General features: G+C 68.2%; 14 protein-coding genes. 5 read left to right on the top strand and 9 right to left on the bottom strand.

Translation table 11 applies throughout. The annotated features are described in order from the left end of the window. Positions 1-1,341: an ammonium transporter gene (locus tag H0I76_RS15190; protein WP_407704275.1), complete on the top strand. Its 1,341-nt coding sequence runs from the start codon at positions 1-3 to the stop codon at positions 1,339-1,341. Positions 1,342-1,441: 100 nt separating this feature from the next. On the opposite strand, the gene H0I76_RS15185 is transcribed toward H0I76_RS15190, so the two are convergent. From H0I76_RS15185 to H0I76_RS15170, 4 genes are all read right to left on the bottom strand, one after another. Continuing rightward, complete coding sequence (locus H0I76_RS15185) at positions 1,442-2,098, bottom strand: YggS family pyridoxal phosphate-dependent enzyme (RefSeq protein WP_200611479.1); 657 nt, start codon at positions 2,096-2,098, stop codon at positions 1,442-1,444. Then, the gene (locus H0I76_RS15180; RefSeq protein WP_200611477.1) at positions 2,095-2,961 is read right to left on the bottom strand and encodes a sulfotransferase domain-containing protein; all 867 of its coding nucleotides are present in this window, start codon (positions 2,959-2,961) and stop codon (positions 2,095-2,097) included. Before H0I76_RS15180 ends, H0I76_RS15185 begins: the two co-directional genes overlap by 4 nt. A gap of 51 nt (positions 2,962-3,012) precedes the next feature. Next, a complete protein-coding gene (locus H0I76_RS15175) occupies positions 3,013-3,843 on the bottom strand; it encodes a sulfotransferase domain-containing protein (protein WP_200611475.1) in 831 nt (276 codons plus the stop codon). Between the two features lie 109 nt (positions 3,844-3,952). Next, positions 3,953-5,110, bottom strand: coding sequence for a porin (locus H0I76_RS15170; RefSeq protein ID WP_200611473.1), 1,158 nt, complete (start codon positions 5,108-5,110; stop codon positions 3,953-3,955). A 312-nt stretch (positions 5,111-5,422) separates the two neighbouring features. On the opposite strand from H0I76_RS15170, the gene H0I76_RS15165 reads away from it, so the two are divergent. From H0I76_RS15165 to holA, 4 genes are all read left to right on the top strand, one after another. Further along, complete coding sequence (locus H0I76_RS15165; RefSeq protein WP_200611470.1) at positions 5,423-5,968, top strand: DUF3576 domain-containing protein; 546 nt, start codon at positions 5,423-5,425, stop codon at positions 5,966-5,968. A 97-nt stretch (positions 5,969-6,065) separates the two neighbouring features. Beyond that, positions 6,066-8,654 carry a leucine--tRNA ligase gene (gene leuS / locus H0I76_RS15160; RefSeq protein WP_200611467.1) on the top strand — a complete coding sequence of 863 codons (2,589 nt, stop codon included), beginning with the start codon at positions 6,066-6,068 and terminating at the stop codon, positions 8,652-8,654. Then, the gene (locus H0I76_RS15155) at positions 8,641-9,147 is read left to right on the top strand and encodes an LPS assembly lipoprotein LptE (protein ID WP_200611457.1); all 507 of its coding nucleotides are present in this window, start codon (positions 8,641-8,643) and stop codon (positions 9,145-9,147) included. Before leuS ends, H0I76_RS15155 begins: the two co-directional genes overlap by 14 nt. 1 nt (position 9,148) lies before the next feature. Beyond that, positions 9,149-10,168 carry a DNA polymerase III subunit delta gene (holA, locus tag H0I76_RS15150; protein ID WP_200611456.1) on the top strand — a complete coding sequence of 340 codons (1,020 nt, stop codon included), beginning with the start codon at positions 9,149-9,151 and terminating at the stop codon, positions 10,166-10,168. A gap of 12 nt (positions 10,169-10,180) precedes the next feature. On the opposite strand, the gene H0I76_RS15145 is transcribed toward holA, so the two are convergent. Genes H0I76_RS15145 through mnmE form a run of 5 tightly spaced genes read right to left on the bottom strand, consistent with a single transcriptional unit; the run spans position 10,181 to position 15,751 of the window. Further along, the gene (locus H0I76_RS15145; RefSeq protein ID WP_200611455.1) at positions 10,181-11,110 is read right to left on the bottom strand and encodes a ParB/RepB/Spo0J family partition protein; all 930 of its coding nucleotides are present in this window, start codon (positions 11,108-11,110) and stop codon (positions 10,181-10,183) included. Positions 11,111-11,120: 10 nt separating this feature from the next. Further along, positions 11,121-11,912, bottom strand: coding sequence for a ParA family protein (locus H0I76_RS15140; RefSeq protein WP_200611454.1), 792 nt, complete (start codon positions 11,910-11,912; stop codon positions 11,121-11,123). A gap of 10 nt (positions 11,913-11,922) precedes the next feature. Continuing rightward, a complete protein-coding gene (gene rsmG / locus H0I76_RS15135; protein ID WP_200611451.1) occupies positions 11,923-12,552 on the bottom strand; it encodes a 16S rRNA (guanine(527)-N(7))-methyltransferase RsmG in 630 nt (209 codons plus the stop codon). Continuing rightward, positions 12,549-14,426, bottom strand: coding sequence for a tRNA uridine-5-carboxymethylaminomethyl(34) synthesis enzyme MnmG (gene mnmG / locus H0I76_RS15130; RefSeq protein WP_200611448.1), 1,878 nt, complete (start codon positions 14,424-14,426; stop codon positions 12,549-12,551). Before mnmG ends, rsmG begins: the two co-directional genes overlap by 4 nt. Before the next feature lie 2 nt (positions 14,427-14,428). After that, positions 14,429-15,751, bottom strand: coding sequence for a tRNA uridine-5-carboxymethylaminomethyl(34) synthesis GTPase MnmE (gene mnmE, locus H0I76_RS15125; RefSeq protein WP_325166463.1), 1,323 nt, complete (start codon positions 15,749-15,751; stop codon positions 14,429-14,431). Positions 15,752-15,753 lie beyond the last annotated feature (2 nt).

The raw sequence follows: 15,753 nt of genomic DNA, 5'->3' as shown, positions 1-15,753 counted from the left end.
ATGAGAAACACCATGAAGTACAAGCTGACCCTTGCCGGCGCCCTGTCGGCAGCCCTGCTGACCGCCGGCCCGGCGCTGGCGCAGGAGGCTTCGCCCGAGGTTCCCGCAAACTCGGTCTATATCTTCAACACGCTGCTGTTCCTGATCGGCGGCTTCCTCGTCATGTGGATGGCGGCGGGCTTCGCGATGCTCGAAGCCGGCCTCGTGCGCACCAAGAACGTCGCGATGCAGTGCACCAAGAACGTCGCGCTGTTCTCGATCGCGGCCCTGATGTTCTACCTCGTCGGCTACAACCTGATGTATCCGGGCGATGACGGCTGGATCGTCGCCGACGTGATCGGCGCGATCGGCGCCAAGTCGATCGACGAGGTGGGCGGCAACGACCTTGCCACCGGCTATTCCTCGGCCTCGGACTTCTTCTTCCAGCTGATGTTCTGCGCCACCACGGCCTCGATCGTCTCGGGCACGCTGGCCGAGCGCATCAAGCTGTGGCCGTTCCTGGGCTTCACCGTGCTGCTGACCGGCATCATCTACCCGATCGAGGCCTCGTGGCAGTGGGGCGGCGGCTGGCTCTCGGACATGGGCTTCTCGGATTTCGCTGGCTCGACGCTGGTGCACTCGGCCGGCGGCTGGGCCGCGCTGGCGGGCGCGCTGATCCTCGGGCCCCGGATGGGCAAGTACAAGGACGGCCGGATCAACCCGATCCCGGGCTCGAACCTGCCGCTGGCGACGCTTGGCACCTTTATCCTGTGGCTGGGCTGGTTCGGCTTCAACGGCGGCTCGCAGCTGGCGATGGGCTCGCTGGGTGACGTGACGGATGTCAGCCGGATCTTCGTGAACACCAATGTCGCCGCGGCGGCCGGTGCAGTCGCGGCCCTGGTGCTGACGCAGCTGCTCTATGGCAAGGTCGACCTCACCATGGTGCTGAACGGCGCGCTGGCCGGCCTCGTGTCGATCACGGCCGAACCGCTCATGCCGTCGCAGTTCATGGCGATCGTGATCGGCGGCATTGGCGGCGTGATCGTGGTGCTGGCCGTGCCGATGCTCGACAAGTTCAAGATCGACGACGTGGTCGGCGCCATCCCGGTCCATCTGATCGCCGGCATCTGGGGCACGATCGCGGTGGTGCTGACCAACCCCGGCACGAGCCTGGGCGCGCAGCTGACCGGGATCGTCGCCATCGGCATCTTCGTCTTCGTCGTCTCGGGCGTGGTCTGGGGAATCCTCAAGATGACCATGGGCATCCGGGTCAGCCAGGAAGAGGAGATGCTGGGCCTCGACAGCGCCGAACTGGGCATGGAGGCCTATCCCGAGTTCGGCAAGGGCTCGCAGTTCGTCTGAGCCCGCACATTTCCCCTGGGGGTGCGCGAGCGCGCGCCCCCGCCTTGGCCCGGAACTCCCGAATGGGGTTCCGGGTTTTTTTCTTTCTGAATGAGAGACTTCAGCCGTAGTCGCGTGCGCCGAACAGGGCCGAGCCGACGCGGACATGGGTCGCGCCCTGGGCGATGGCCTGCTCGAAATCGCCGCTCATGCCCATCGACAGGCCCGGCAGGCCGCAACGCTCGGCAAGGCGCGCAAGCCGCTCGAAATGGGGCGCGGGGTCGTCCTCGAGCGGCGGGATGCACATCAGGCCGCGCAGGTCGAGACCGAGCGCGCGGCATTCGGCAACCAGCGCCTCGGTCTCGTCGACGGCGCAGCCCGCCTTCTGCGCCTCGGCACCGGTGTTGACCTGGACGAAGACCGGAAGGTGGCGGCCGGTCTCGGCCATGATCTCGGCAAGGCGGCGGGCGATCTTGGCCCGGTCGACCGACTGGATCACGTCGAAGAGCTCGACGGCCTGGCGGACCTTGTTCGACTGGAGCGGGCCGATGAGGTGAAGCTCGATGCCGTCGAAGCACTCACGGAAGGCGGGCCACTTCGAGGCCGCCTCCTGGACGCGGTTCTCGCCGAAGACGCGGTGGCCCTCGGCCAGCACGGCCTCGACGCGGTCGAGTGGCTGGACCTTGGAGACGGCGACGAGCGTGACCTCGGCGGGCGCGCGGCCGGCGGCGCTGGCGGCGGCCCCGATCCGGGCGCGGATATCAGCGAGCGCGCTCATTTGCCGGCCGCGAAGCTCGCGGTCTCCTCGACCAGCTCGGGATACCATTTCACGATGGTCGGCAGGAACGCCTCGCGCAGCCGCGCGACATGGGAGGGTGCGAGATCGTCGCGCCAGCTGCCGGCCTTGCCCTTGGAGAAGAAGCGCTCCATTCCCGGCGGACGCTCGACGAAGCCGGCCTTCTCTTCCTGCTTGCGCAGCTGGTCGAAGGAGGAGCCGCGGATCGCCCGGCGCAACTGGCCATCGTTGACCGGCGCGCGCAGGAAGCTGAGCAGGCCGCGGAAGGCGCGCTCGGGATCTCCGGCCATGTCCTCGTAGCGCATCACGTGGAGCGGCAGGCCGACCGCGTTGACCCAGCTTTGCACATGGGTCTCCCAGCTGCCGAGGACCTCGCAGATCATCGTCGGGCCGAAATTCATCGCGCGCCGGTCGAGCATGCGGTCGATCGCCTCGTCGAGATCCGTCGCGAGGTGCCGGGCGTAGGACTGGGCGACGTCGAAGGGGTTGCGGATGATGTATATGGCCGCGGCGGTGACCTCGGGCGGGATCAGGTCGATATGGCCGATCCGCTCGATGCGCGAATGCGTCTTGACGAAATGGTGGTGCGGCTTGGAGAGCGCGATCAGCCGCAGTGCCTTGGGTCGCACCAGCAGCCATTCGTCGAAATCCGACGCGTGAAAGGGCCGCCCGGCCGCGCGGTCGAAGAAATCCTGGCGAACGTCGCCCGTGGTGAACTGGCGCAGCGAGTTGATGTCGAGCTCCCCGCCCTTCGGCGCGAAGTAGTTGGCGAGGAAGCTGCGGGTCCAGGTATTGCCGGACTTCGGGTAGGAGGCGAGCCAGATGATGCGTTGCGCCGTCTGCATGTCGTCTTCGTCCTCTCGCCGCGGGCCGGACGCGCCCGGCACGGGCCGCTCTCAGAGATAGCCGAACTCGGCCATAACGTCGTGGTGGTCCTTGCGGATCCGCTCGATGATCTCGGGGGCGAGCGCGTCCTTCCACTGGTCCGACTTGCCGGTGTGGAAGAACCGCTCGCTGTTCTCGGAGCGCTCGATGAACGAGGAGGTCTTCTCCTGCCGGCTCACTTCCTCGAACGAAGAGAAGCGGATCGAGCGTTCGAGCTTGCCCGCGTCGGGCGTCAGGCCGATGAAGCGCACTAGGCCCTCGAACGCGGTGTTCGGATCGGCAAGCATGTCCTCGTAGCGCATCACGAAGACCGGGAAGGCCTTGGTGCGGGTCCAGGACCGGACATGCCGCGACCAGTTGCCCAGGAACTGCTTGACCGAGCCGCTGTTGCCCACGGTGGTGTTGTCGTCGCGCGCGATGCCGGCGGCGGCGGCGGCATGGGTCATGCCATAGTGGCGCGCATAGGACACCACCATGTCGAGCGGGTTGCGCACGAGGTAGACGGCGCTGCGCGTCAGGTGCTGCGGGACCAGGTCGACGCCCAGCGCCTTGGAGTTCATGGCGTGGGTCTTCACGAAATTGATGTCGGCGTCGTTCGCGGCAATGGCGCGCAGCACCTTGCCGCGCAGCGCGATGGTCTGCTGATGGTCGAGCGGATCGAAATTTCCCTTCGCCACCCTGCGGTAGGTCGCCGTGACGGAGTCACCGATGCCGAGGCGATGCACCTCGTTGATCGGGACGGGTTCGTCCTTTGCGAACAGGTAGTTGGCGAGAAAAATCCGAACCCAAGTGTTGCCCGACTTGGGATAGGAGGCCAGCCACAGAATGTTCTTGGTCGGCATGACCCCGCGCCCTCGCTCTGCCGATGCCTGGAACCGGCCAACGCCTATAACAAAAAGAGAGAGGGGGGCAAAGCCCCCCTCCCCAGATCCATGACCGATCCGGTAAGGATCAGAACGAGATCTTCACACCGGTGCCGATGATGAAGCCGTCGACGTCGTTGCCGGGCGTCAGAGCGCCGACCGCCGAGCCGTCGCCCGCGTCTTCCTCGAAGTCGACATAAGCACCGTAGGCGCCGAGGTTGACACCCTTGGCCAGGGTGTAGTTCACGCCGAGCAGGTACTGGCTGACCTCTTCGTCCAGGCCCAGGCCGAGAGCGACGTTCTCGTTGTCCTGGTTTTCGCCGTGGAAGTAGGTGAACGAGAAGCCCCAGGGGCCGGTCTCGTAGCTGATGCCCGCATCCCAAGCAGTACCGTCAGCGTTGCCGGCCGACGAGTTGTTCTGCTCGGCCCACGAACCACCGATGGTGAACCCGGCGTAGCCGAGGTTCAGACCGAAGGCCAGGACGGTCGGATCGTCGGCGCCAGCGGCGTCGTTGAAGCCGATGCCCCAGCGGGCCGACGCGGCCACGTCGAACTCGCCGAACGAGTTCACGTAGTTGGCGCCGAGGTCGATGTAGTTCCCCGTGATGTTGTCGAGGTTGACCTGGGCATTGCTGTCCTGCTGGGCGTCACGTGCGAACGAGCCACCGAGCTGGAAGCCGGCAAAGCGCGGGGTGTAGTAGGTGATGCGCTGAGCGTCGTTGTTGCGGTCGTTCTCGATGTAGGTCGCGCCCAGGGTGCCGCGGAACACGTCCGAACCGGTGGCGACGCTGGTGCCGATGTTGTTGGTGACGCTGCCCGACCACGGGATGAACGCGGTCGTCGAACCCGAGTTGACGTTCAGGAAGGTCACGTCAGGCGCGGCATACGTCATCTTGTAGCCGGCCGAGTTTTCCGAACCGAGGTCGATCTCACCGAACGAGCCCTGGATGAACATGTAGGATTCGTCGATCTGGTCACCCGAGGTGTTGGCCTCGAGCTGGATGTTGGCGCCGAACTTGATGCCGTTGTCCAGGGTGATGGTCGGAATGAAGTGGATTTCCGCATCCTGCTTCGAGTCCACGCCACCGAGCTTCTCGCCCGCCAGGCCGTCAACGTCCGAGTCAGCGTACGCGACGAACTGCTCCATGTAGCCGCCGACCCGCACGTTCCACTCCGCCGCGCTCGCGGTCGAAGCGAACGCCCCGGCAAGCGCGATTGCGCTGGTGCTGAGGAGAACTTTCTTCATTGTGTCCCTCTTTCGATTCCACACGTGTGTTTCAGAATCCGAGTCGGCGAGGTTGTCCCCACCGAGTTTTTCAGGAGGCTCGCCTGCCCCACCACGCTTTTCTTACCCGAGAGCCCCATGTCGTCAATCAGATGTACGCCACCGTTCAAGCGGTGAGTCGACTGCGGTGCATTTTGGCAACAAGCCGCGAACGGCTAGGCAGCCTTGTTCGGCTATGTTAGAGACGGCGCGGCGCGGAGGCTCCGTATAAGAGACGCAGTGCGCGCCGGAGGTTCTGGAAACCGCGAGGGCAGGATGAGAAGACGATTGGCCATGTCGCTTGTGGCTGCCGGCGGACTGCTTCTGGCCGGCTGCGGCGCCGGTTCGGGCGAGCTGGCAGCGGAAGAACCGACCGGGCCGCGCTCGGGACCCCAGCGCGAGTTCGACCCCGACCGCGACGATTCGATCTTCGGCGAGGGCGGCTTCAGCATCGGCACGCTCAACGAGGTCTTCGGCGGCGGCGAGAGCGACCGCAAGGGCGCGATCCCGGTCAACAAGTTCCTGTGGCAGGCCTCGCTCGATACGCTCTCGTTCCTGCCGCTGGCCTCGACCGATCCCTTCACCGGGGTGATCGCGACCGACTGGGGCATGACCCCCGAGGCCGAGGGCGAGCGTTTCAAGGTGACCGCCTATCTGCTCAATACCGAGCTTTCGGCCTCGTCGCTCAAGGTCGCAGTCTACCGCGAGCGGCTGAACGAATCCGGTGTCTGGGCACCCGCCGAGGTCAATCCCGAGACGGCGCGCAAGCTCGAGGACGCGATCCTCACCCGGGCGCGACAGTTGCGCTTGGCGTCGGACGGCACCACGACCACCGGCTGAGCCGCGCCGCCGCCCGCGGCAGCGCACGTTGAATTCGGGCCGTGCCCTTCGTATGACGGGCGCGGCTTTTTCGTCTTGACCAAGAGGGGTCGCGCCCATGTCGCGCTACAATGCCCGCGAAGCGGAACCGAAATGGCAGAAGATCTGGGAGGAGCGCGGCGCCTTCCGGGTCGAGCGTGATCCCTCGCGGCCCAAGTACTACGTGCTCGAGATGTTTCCCTACCCGTCGGGGCGCATCCACATGGGGCATGTGCGCAACTACGCGATGGGCGACGTGATCGCCCGGTTCAAGCGCGCGCAGGGCTATAACGTGCTGCACCCGATGGGCTGGGACGCCTTCGGCATGCCGGCCGAGAACGCGGCGATGGAGCGCAAGGTCCATCCGGGCGAGTGGACCTACCAGAACATCGCGGCGATGCGGGCCCAGCTCAAGGCCATGGGCCTGAGCCTCGACTGGTCGCGCGAGATCGCGACCTGCGACCCGGACTACTATGCCCAGCAGCAGGCGATGTTCCTCGACATGCTCGAGGCAGGGCTGGTCTACCGCAAGTCCTCGGTCGTGAACTGGGACCCGGTCGACCAGACCGTGCTGGCCAACGAGCAGGTGATCGACGGCAAGGGTTGGCGCTCGGGCGCCGAGGTCGAGCGGCGCGAGCTCACGCAGTGGTTCTTCCGCATCTCGGAAATGGCCGACGAGCTCCTGACGGCGATCGACGGGCTGGAGAAATGGCCCGAGAAGGTGCGCCTGATGCAGCGCAACTGGATCGGCAAGAGCCGCGGCCTGCAGTTCGCCTTCGAGACGAGGGGCGCGCCCGCGGGGCACGAGCGGCTCGAGGTCTACACCACGCGGCCCGACACGCTGATGGGCGCGAGCTTCGCCGCGATCTCGCCCGACCACCCGCTGGCGCGGGCGCTGGAGCAGGACCACCCCGCGATCGCGGCGTTCTGCGCCGAGTGCCGCCGCGTCGGCACTTCGGAGGAGGCGCTCGAGACGGCCGAGAAGAAGGGCGTCGACACCGGCATCCGGGTCGTCCACCCGCTCGACCCGGACTGGGAGCTGCCGGTGTGGATCGCCAACTTCATCCTGATGGATTACGGCACGGGCGCGATCTTCGGCTGCCCGGCGCATGACCAGCGCGACCTTGATTTCGCACGAAAATACGGGCTTCCGGTCGAGGATGTCTATGTCGCGCGCGAGGGCGGCGCGCCGGTCGGGACCGAGGCTTACGTGCCGCCCAAGACCGAGCCGGTCCGCTATGTCCGCGGCTTCGCCGGGCCCGAGATCCAGACCGGCGAGGAAGCGGTCGAGGCCGCGATTGGCCATGCCGAGGCGAACGGCTATGGCCGCGGCGTCGAGAATTTTCGCCTGCGCGACTGGGGCATCAGCCGGCAGCGCTACTGGGGCTGCCCGATCCCGGTGATCCATTGCGACGCCTGCGGCGTGGTGCCGGTGCCGAAGGCCGACCTGCCGGTGCGCCTGCCCGAGGATGTCGAGTTCGACCGTCCCGGCAACCCGCTCGATCGCCATCCGGGCTTCACGCGGGTCGACTGCCCCGCCTGCGGCAAGCCCGCGCGGCGCGAGACCGACACGATGGACACCTTCGTCGACTCGTCGTGGTACTTCGCGCGCTTCACCTCGCCGCACGCGCCGACGCCGACGGATCAGGCTGACGTCGGCTACTGGATGAATGTCGACCAGTATATCGGCGGGATCGAGCACGCGATCCTTCACCTGCTCTACTCGCGCTTCTTCGCCCGGGCGATGCACCGCACGGGACACCTGCCGGCGCGGTGCATCGAGCCCTTCGAGGCGCTGTTCACCCAGGGCATGGTCACGCACGAGACCTATGCCAGCCGCGACGCGAACGGGCGGCGGGCCTGGCACACGCCCGACGAGGTCGAGCGCACGGCTGACAGCGCGCGGCTGATCGCGACGGGCGAGCCGGTCGAGATCGGCCCATCGATCAAGATGTCGAAGTCGAAGAAGAACGTGATCGACCCCGAGGCGATCATCGAGCAGTTCGGCGCCGACACCGCGCGCTGGTTCATGCTGTCGGACAGCCCGCCCGAGCGCGACGTCGAGTGGACCACCGCCGGCGTCGAGGGAGCGTGGCGCTTCCTGCAGCGCATCTGGCGGATGCTGCAGGAGGCGAGCCTCGCCCCCTTGGGCGCCACGGTGCCCGGCGACACCCCGGCCGAGGCCGAGGCACTGCGCCGGGCGACGCACAAGACGATCCTTGGCGTCACCCAGGACATCGAGGGCTTCACCTTCAACAAGGCGGTGGCGCGCATCTACGAGTTCGTCAACGCGATCCAGAAGGCCGACGGCGAGGGCGCGGCACTCGATCACGCGCGGCGCGAGGCGTTCGAGACGCTGGCCCGCCTGATGACACCGATGACGCCGCATTTCGCGGAAGAGATGTGGGCGGTACTGGGCCACGCGACACCGCTGGTCGACATCGCCTGGCCCGCGGCCGACCCCGCGCTGGCACGCGACGAGCGCATCACCCTGCCGGTGCAGGTCAATGGCAAGAAGCGCGGCGAGATCGAGGTCGAGCGCGAAGCCGATGCCCCGACCATCGAGGGATTGGCTCTCGCGCTTCCCGATGTTCAGCGCTACCTTGAGGGTCGTCCGCCGAAGAAGGTCATCGTGGTACCGGGACGGATCGTCAATGTCGTCATGTGATCGAAGACGCTTTCTCGCGCTGTGCGGGGCGCTCGCCGTCCTGCCCGGCTGCTTCCGCCCGATGCTGGCGGAAGGAAGCGGCGCGTCGGAGCTGCGCGGGCGCATCGCGCTGCCGCAGACCAATGACCGGCTGAGCTACTTCCTGCACGACACGCTGGAATCGCGGCTCGGAACGCCGAACAACCCCGACTACCGGCTCGAGGTCGCGACCGCGCTGACCGAAAGCGGCCTGCTGGTCGAGCAGGACAACACGATCACCCGCATCAGGGTGCAGGCGGTCGCCGATTTCAGGCTCTACTACAAGGATGCCGCCGAGCCGGTGCTGCGGGACCGCATCGTGACGGAATCGGGTTACGACGCAACCGCCTCGCTCTATGCCTCGCGCACGACCGAGCAGGACATCGAGCGTCGACTGGCCAAGGATCTGGGCGAGCGCATCGCGCGGCGCATCCAGGCGCAAGCCTCGCAGATCGAGGCTGCGGCGCAGTCGTGACGTGAAGCTCTCGGGCCGCGACAGCGCGAGGTTCTGCAAGGCGCCCGACGCGCGGCTTTCGGCGGCGCTGCTGTTCGGGCCTGACGCCGCGACGGTGTCGGCCGCGCGGCGCGAGATCGTGGCGGCACTGTCGGAAGGCGACGAGATGCGGGTCACGCGACTCGAGGGCGCGGCGATCCGCAAGGACCCGGCCGCGCTCGACGAGGCGGTGCGGGCGCGCGGCTTCTTTCCCGGGCGCCGCGTGGTGCTGATTGAAACCGCGCGCGACGAGATCGCCGAGACGCTGAAAGCGGTCCTGGCCGACATCAGCGGCGAGGATGCCTTCATCGTCGCCGAGGCGGGCGCGCTGGCGCCGCGCTCGAGCCTGCGAAAGCTGTTCGAGGGAAGCCGCGTCGCGGCCGCCTGCGGCCTCTACCCCGATCCGCCCGATCCCGCCGAGCTGGCGGCCGACCTGAAGGCGGCGGGCCTCGCGGCTGGGCTGACCCGCGAGGCGGAGGGCGCGCTCGCCGCCGCAGTGCACGAGCTCGATCGCGCGCAGCTTACGCAACTTGTTGAAAAGATTGCACTTTATGGCGCGTCCGAAAGCCAGCCCCTCGATGCACAGGCGGTCCTTGGTCTGATGCCCGCCGCGACCGAGGCCGAGCTCGATCGGCTGATCGACGCGGTCGCCGCGGGGCGCGCGGACGAAGTGGTGCCGCTGCTCAGCCGCGTCGCAGCCGGCGGCGGCTCGCCCGTGCAGGTCCTGATCGCGGCAGGCCGGATGTTCCGCCAGCTGGTCACGCTCGCCAGCGCACCCGACGGGATCGAGGCGGCGATCGCCCGGCTGCGGCCACCGGTCTTCGGGCCGCGCCGCACGGCGTTGTCGCGCCAGGCAGCCGCCTGGTCCTCGGGCCGCGCCGAGGCGGCCTTGCGCCTGCTGCAGGAAACGGACCTGACCTTGCGCTCGCCCGGCGCGCGGCCCGACCGGGCCATGGTCGAGCGCTGCCTCATCCGCATCGCGATGATGGGCGCGCGCGGCTAGGCCACGTCCCGTTCAGCCGCTGAGCTTCTGACAGAGCGTGTCGAGCTCGTCGAGGTCGCGATACCGGATGCGCACCTCGCCCGTGCCGTCACCGGCATGCTCGATCTCGACCCGCATTCCGGTCGCGGCCGAGAGATCGCCCTCGAGGAGCCGCGTGTCGGCGTCCTTCTCGGGCGTGCCGCGCTTCCGGCGGCTGACGCTACGGCGCGGGGCGGCGCTGGCCTCGCGCACCAGCTTCTCGACCTGGCGCACCGTGAGTCCGGCCGAGACCGCGCGCCGCGCAAGCCCCACGGGGTCGGGCGCATTGATCAGCGCGCGCGCGTGACCCGACGACAGCGTGCCCTTGCGGAGCATCTCAAGCACCTCGGGCGGCAAGGCCAAGAGGCGCAGGATGTTCGCGAGGTGGCTGCGGCTCTTGCCGACGATGCGGGCAAGCTCGTCCTGGGTATGGCCATAACGCTCGAGCAGCTGGGAATAGCCCTGGGCTTCCTCGATCGGGTTGAGATCGCTGCGCTGGACGTTCTCGATGACCGCGACTTCCAGCACTGTGCGGTCGTCGAAATCGCGCACCACGATGGGCAGACGGTGCAGCTGAGCGCGCTGCGCCGCGCGCCAGCGCCTCTCGCCGGCGACGATCTGGAACTCGCCCTCGCGCGCGGGGTGCGGGCGCACGATCACCGGCTGGATGATGCCGCGCTCGCGGATCGAGGCGGCAAGCTCGGCAAGATCCTCCTCGCGGAAATCGCGGCGGGGCTGGTCGGGGTTGGGGTGGATGCGCTCGATCGGGGCGCTGGTGATGCTGCGTTCCGCTCCCGCCGCCGGTGCGGGCTCGCCCGCGGGCGCGGCCTCCTGCTGGGGTCCGACGGGAACCTCGGCCGCCTCGATATCGCCCAGCAGCGCCGACAGGCCGCGGCCCAGGCTCTTGCGGTCGGGTTTCTTCATCGCTCTCTCCTCAGGCGGCGGCGCTGGCGTCGTTGCGGCGGATCAGCTCGTCCGCGAGCTGGCGATAGGCTTCGCTGCCCGCGCAATCCGGATCGTAGAGCATGACGGGGAGCGCATGGCTCGGCGCCTCGGAGAGGCGGACGTTACGCGGCACGATGGTGCGGAAGACGACATCGGTCAGGTTCTCGCGCACGTCCTGCGCGACCTGGGCCGAGAGATTGTTCCGCCGGTCGTACATGGTGAGTACGATGCCTTCCATCCGCAACCTCGGGTTGATCTTGAGCTGAATGCGCCGGATCGTGCTCAGAAGCTGGCTCACGCCTTCGAGTGCGAAGAACTCGCATTGCAGGGGGACGAGGATCGAGTCCGACGCAACCATCGCGTTCACGGTCAATATATTGAGAGATGGCGGGCAATCGATCAATATGTAGTCGTATTTACCGCCCACTTCCTCGGCGCTCAGCACCTCGCGCAGGCGCTCGCCGCGGTCGGCCTCGCCCGCCAGTTCGACGTCCAGGCCCGAGAGGTCGCCGCTGCCCGGCACGATCGACAGCCCCTCGACCGGGGTCGACGCGGCTGCCTGCTCGAGCGTCGCCTCGCCGGTCAGCAGATCATAGGCGGTGGTCTTGCGCCGCGAGGCCAGCAGCCCAAGGCCGGTCGAGGCGTTGCCCTGCGGGTCGAGATCGATCATCAGCACCGACTTGCCCGACATCGCGAGCGCCGCGCCGAGATTGATGGCCGTGGTGGTCTTGCCCACGCCGCCCTTCTGATTGGCGATGGCAATGATCTTTCGAGCGCCCATCTGGCCCACCTCAGTTGTCACGACGCGGATGAAAATCGCGGACTTCGACGATCCGCCCCGACGGATCCGTCCTGCTCACATGAAGACGGGCGTCAATATGCCAATGCGCGCGGGCGTCGGTCAATTCGGATTCCACCATGCGCCCCTTGGGAAACAGGAGCCGCGTGCCCGACCCGCAAAACCGTTGCGCAAGAGCCAGCAAGGCATCGAGCGGCGCGAGCGCACGGGCCGAGACGACATCCACGCTGCGCGCGGGCGCGTCCTCGATCCGGGTCGTCTCGATCCCGACCTCGATCCCCATCTCGCGCGCCGCACTGTGAAGGAAAGCGGATTTCCGGCCGTCGCTCTCGATCAGGCTGACCCGACACCCCGGCGCCTGCTCGGCCAGGATCGCCGCGACGACGAGGCCCGGGAACCCGGCGCCCGAGCCCATGTCGACCCAGTTCGCGGGCGATGGCGGGGCAAGACCGACGAGCTGTGCGGAATCGGCGAAGTGGCGGGCCCAGACATCGTCGAGCGAGGCCCGCGCGACGAGGTTTATCCGGGGGTTCCAGTGCCGCAGCACGGCCTCGTACCGCAGCAGCCGGTCGAGCGTTTCACGTGAAACATCGAACTCGGCCGCAAAACCCTCGGGCGTCACGCGCGCCTCCGCCGCCGGCTCTGCTCGCTCACGGCAAGCAGCAGCGCGAGCGCGGCCGGTGTCATGCCCTGGATGCGCGACGCCTGCCCCAGAGTTTCAGGCCGCACGCGGTCGAGCTTGTCGCGAAGCTCGGCCGAGAGCCCTGATATTGCGTGATAATCGAGACCCTCAGGCAACGCGCGGCGTTCCTCGGCCCTCAGCCGATCGGCCTCGGCCCGCTGCCGAAGCTCGTAACTGCGGTAGGTCGCTTCGCGCTCGATCTGGCGGGCGATCTCGGGCTCCAGCGCGCCAAGCTCGGGCCAGACGCCTGCGAGCTTCGCGAGGTCGAGGCCGGGAAACGCGAGCAGGGTGTGGACGTCGCGCCGAACGCCGTCCTGGTTCACGTCGATGCCATGCGCGGAAAGCGCGGAGGGCGTCGCGGCAAGCGCGCCGCACATCTCCCTGCCCGCCTCGAGGCGCTCCATCTTGGCCTCGAAGGCCGCGCGCCTCGCGGCCGATACGCAGCCGGCGGCGATCGCCACCGGTGTCAGGCGCTGGTCGGCATTGTCGGCGCGCAGGCTCAGGCGGTACTCGGCCCGCGAGGTGAACATGCGGTACGGTTCCGAGACGCCCTGGGTCACGAGATCGTCGATCAGCACGCCGATATAGGCCTCGTCGCGCTCGAGCACCACGGGCTCCGCGCCGCAACTGCCGGCCGCCGCGTTCAGGCCCGCGATGAGCCCCTGGGCGCCGGCCTCCTCGTAGCCGGTGGTGCCATTGATCTGGCCCGCGAGGAACAGGCCCGGCATCGCCTTGAGCTCGAGCGTCCGCGACAGCGCGCGCGGGTCGACATAGTCGTATTCCACGGCGTAGCCCGGCTGAAGGATGACGGCGTCCTCGAGGCCGGCGATGCTGCGGACGTATTCCTCCTGCACCGAGGCGGGGAGCGAGGTCGAGATCCCGTTCGGATAGACGGTGTCGTCGTCAAGCCCCTCGGGCTCAAGGAAGATCTGGTGCGCATCCTTCTCGGCAAAGCGCACGACCTTGTCCTCGATCGACGGGCAGTAGCGCGGCCCGACACCCTCGATCCGCCCCGAATACATCGCCGAGAGCCCGAGATTCGCGCGGATGATCGCGTGCGTCCGGGCGTTGGTGTGGGTGATGTGGCAGCTGACCTGGCGCGCCCTGCAGCCGCGCGTCAAGAACGAGAAGAAGGACGGATCGTCGTCGCCGGGCTGAGCTTCCAGCCGTGCGTAGTCGATGCTGCGCCCGTCGAGCCGCGGCGGTGTCCCCGTCTTGAGCCGCCCGACGGGCAGGCCAAGATCGCGGATGCGCGCGGCAAGGCGCGTCGCGGCGGGATCGCCGATGCGACCCGCGGGCCGGCTCTCGGGGCCGAAATGGATCAGCCCCCCGAGGAACGTGCCCGTCGTCAGTACCGCCGCGCCGCACTCGACCACCCCGCCATCTGCGAGACTGGCGCCCACGAGGCGTCCGCCCTTTACGACAAGGTCGACAACCTCGCCCTCGATGACCGAAAGGCCCGGGGTCGCGGCGATCGTGTCCTGGACGAAACGACGGTAGAGCGCGCGGTCGCACTGCGCCCGCGGGCCCTGCACCGCGGGGCCCTTGCGGCGGTTTAGGAGCCGGAACTGGATGCCGGCCGTGTCGGCCGCGCGCCCCATCACACCGTCGAAGGCGTCGATCTCACGCACGAGGTGCCCCTTGCCGAGCCCGCCGATCGCCGGGTTGCAGGACATCTCGCCGATGCGGTCAAATCGGTGGGTCACCAGCGCGACACTCGCGCCCGTCCGGGCCGCGGCATGCGCGGCCTCGGTCCCGGCATGGCCGCCGCCGATCACCAGGACATCGAACCGAGACTGTTTCACGTGAAACATTCCTACTTCCCGACACAGAACCTGGAGAAGACCCGGTCGAGCATGTCCTCGACACCGACGCGCCCCACCATCCGCCCGAGCTCGGTCAGCGTGCCGCGGAGATCCTCGGCGATCAGCTCGGGCTCTCCAGAAGATAGCTGCTTTCGTGCTCGGCACAACGCCTCGCGCGCCGCGGCCAGTGCCGCACGCTGTCGCGCATGGCTGGTCACGCCGTCGCAAGGGATCCGGCCTGAGAGCCGGTCATGGATCGCATCGAGGAGCGGCCGGATCCCCTCGCCCGTCACGACCGAAATGGCGTGATCCCCGGAACCGGCGCCAAGGTCGGCCTTGGTCCGGACCCCGATGTCGCCCTCGCGCCATAGCGTCCCGGGCAGCGCAATGTCCGCCACATCCGGTGCGCTGAAATGAAGCCGCAGGTCCGCCGCGCTTCCGCGCGCGACGGCGCGGTCAACACCGATCCGCTCCACCGGATCCTGCGTCTCGCGCAGACCCGCCATGTCGAGAAAGGTGACCGGCAGACCGCGCAGGTCGTATCGCAGCTCGATCACGTCTCGGGTGGTTCCCGGATGCGGCGAGGCGATGGCTGCCTCGCGCCCAGCTAAATAATTGATAAAACTAGACTTTCCGCAGTTCGGTGCGCCGAGGATCGCCACGGTGAAGCCCTCGCGCAGGCGCTCGAGGCCATGCGAGGCCGAAAGTTCGCGATCGAACTCCCCCGCGAGCGCGTCAAGCTCCTGGGCCAGCTCGGCGTCGAGGTCGGACGGGACCTCCTCATCGGCCCAGTCGATGGTGATCTCGACCCGCGCCAGAATGTCGAGCAGCCGGTCACGCCACGCCTCGGCGCGGCGATGCAGCGCCCCGCCGAAACCTGCGGCCGCGAGCTGGCGCTGACGCTCGGTCTCGGCCGAGATGAGATCGCCGAGCGCCTCGACCTCGGCAAGGTCGAGCCGCCCGTTCAGCACCGCGCGCCGGGTGAACTCGCCGGCCTCGGCGGGGCGCAGCCCCGCCATGCCGCCCAGCACATCGAGAAGCCGGGCGACGACGGCCCGGCCACCGTGACAATGGAACTCGACCACCGGCTCGCCGGTGAAGCTCGCGTCGGCAGCGAACCGCAGGACGAGCGCCTCGTCGAGCAGCGCACCTTCCGCATCGCGCAGCCGGCGCAGCGTCGCCTGGCGCGGCGCCGGAAGCGCGCGCTGTGTCAGCCGGGAAAGCGCCTCGTCCGCCCCGGGACCCGAAACGCGCAGCACGGCGATCCCGCCGACCCCAGGCGGGGTCGCCAGCGCAAAGATCGTCGCGCCATCATCGCTGATGCCCGTGCTCACAC

It is taken from the genome of Thermohalobaculum xanthum, assembly GCF_016623495.1.
Taxonomy (GTDB): domain Bacteria; phylum Pseudomonadota; class Alphaproteobacteria; order Rhodobacterales; family Rhodobacteraceae; genus Thermohalobaculum; species Thermohalobaculum xanthum.
Note: the sequence above shows the minus strand (reverse complement) of the source record. Positions and strands in the feature narration are given on the sequence as shown.

Bases quoted from the DNA above. Each gene is read 5' to 3' on its own strand.
- H0I76_RS15190 (WP_407704275.1), top strand. From the start codon at position 1: ATGAGAAACACCATGAAGTACAAGCTGACCCTTGCCGGCGCCCTGTCG.
- H0I76_RS15185 (WP_200611479.1), bottom strand. From the start codon at position 2,098: ATGAGCGCGCTCGCTGATATCCGCGCCCGGATCGGGGCCGCCGCCAGC.
- H0I76_RS15180 (WP_200611477.1), bottom strand. From the start codon at position 2,961: ATGCAGACGGCGCAACGCATCATCTGGCTCGCCTCCTACCCGAAGTCC.
- H0I76_RS15175 (WP_200611475.1), bottom strand. From the start codon at position 3,843: ATGCCGACCAAGAACATTCTGTGGCTGGCCTCCTATCCCAAGTCGGGC.
- H0I76_RS15170 (WP_200611473.1), bottom strand. From the start codon at position 5,110: ATGAAGAAAGTTCTCCTCAGCACCAGCGCAATCGCGCTTGCCGGGGCG.
- H0I76_RS15165 (WP_200611470.1), top strand. From the start codon at position 5,423: ATGTCGCTTGTGGCTGCCGGCGGACTGCTTCTGGCCGGCTGCGGCGCC.
- leuS (WP_200611467.1), top strand. From the start codon at position 6,066: ATGTCGCGCTACAATGCCCGCGAAGCGGAACCGAAATGGCAGAAGATC.
- H0I76_RS15155 (WP_200611457.1), top strand. From the start codon at position 8,641: ATGTCGTCATGTGATCGAAGACGCTTTCTCGCGCTGTGCGGGGCGCTC.
- H0I76_RS15145 (WP_200611455.1), bottom strand. From the start codon at position 11,110: ATGAAGAAACCCGACCGCAAGAGCCTGGGCCGCGGCCTGTCGGCGCTG.
- H0I76_RS15140 (WP_200611454.1), bottom strand. From the start codon at position 11,912: ATGGGCGCTCGAAAGATCATTGCCATCGCCAATCAGAAGGGCGGCGTG.
- mnmG (WP_200611448.1), bottom strand. From the start codon at position 14,426: ATGTTTCACGTGAAACAGTCTCGGTTCGATGTCCTGGTGATCGGCGGC.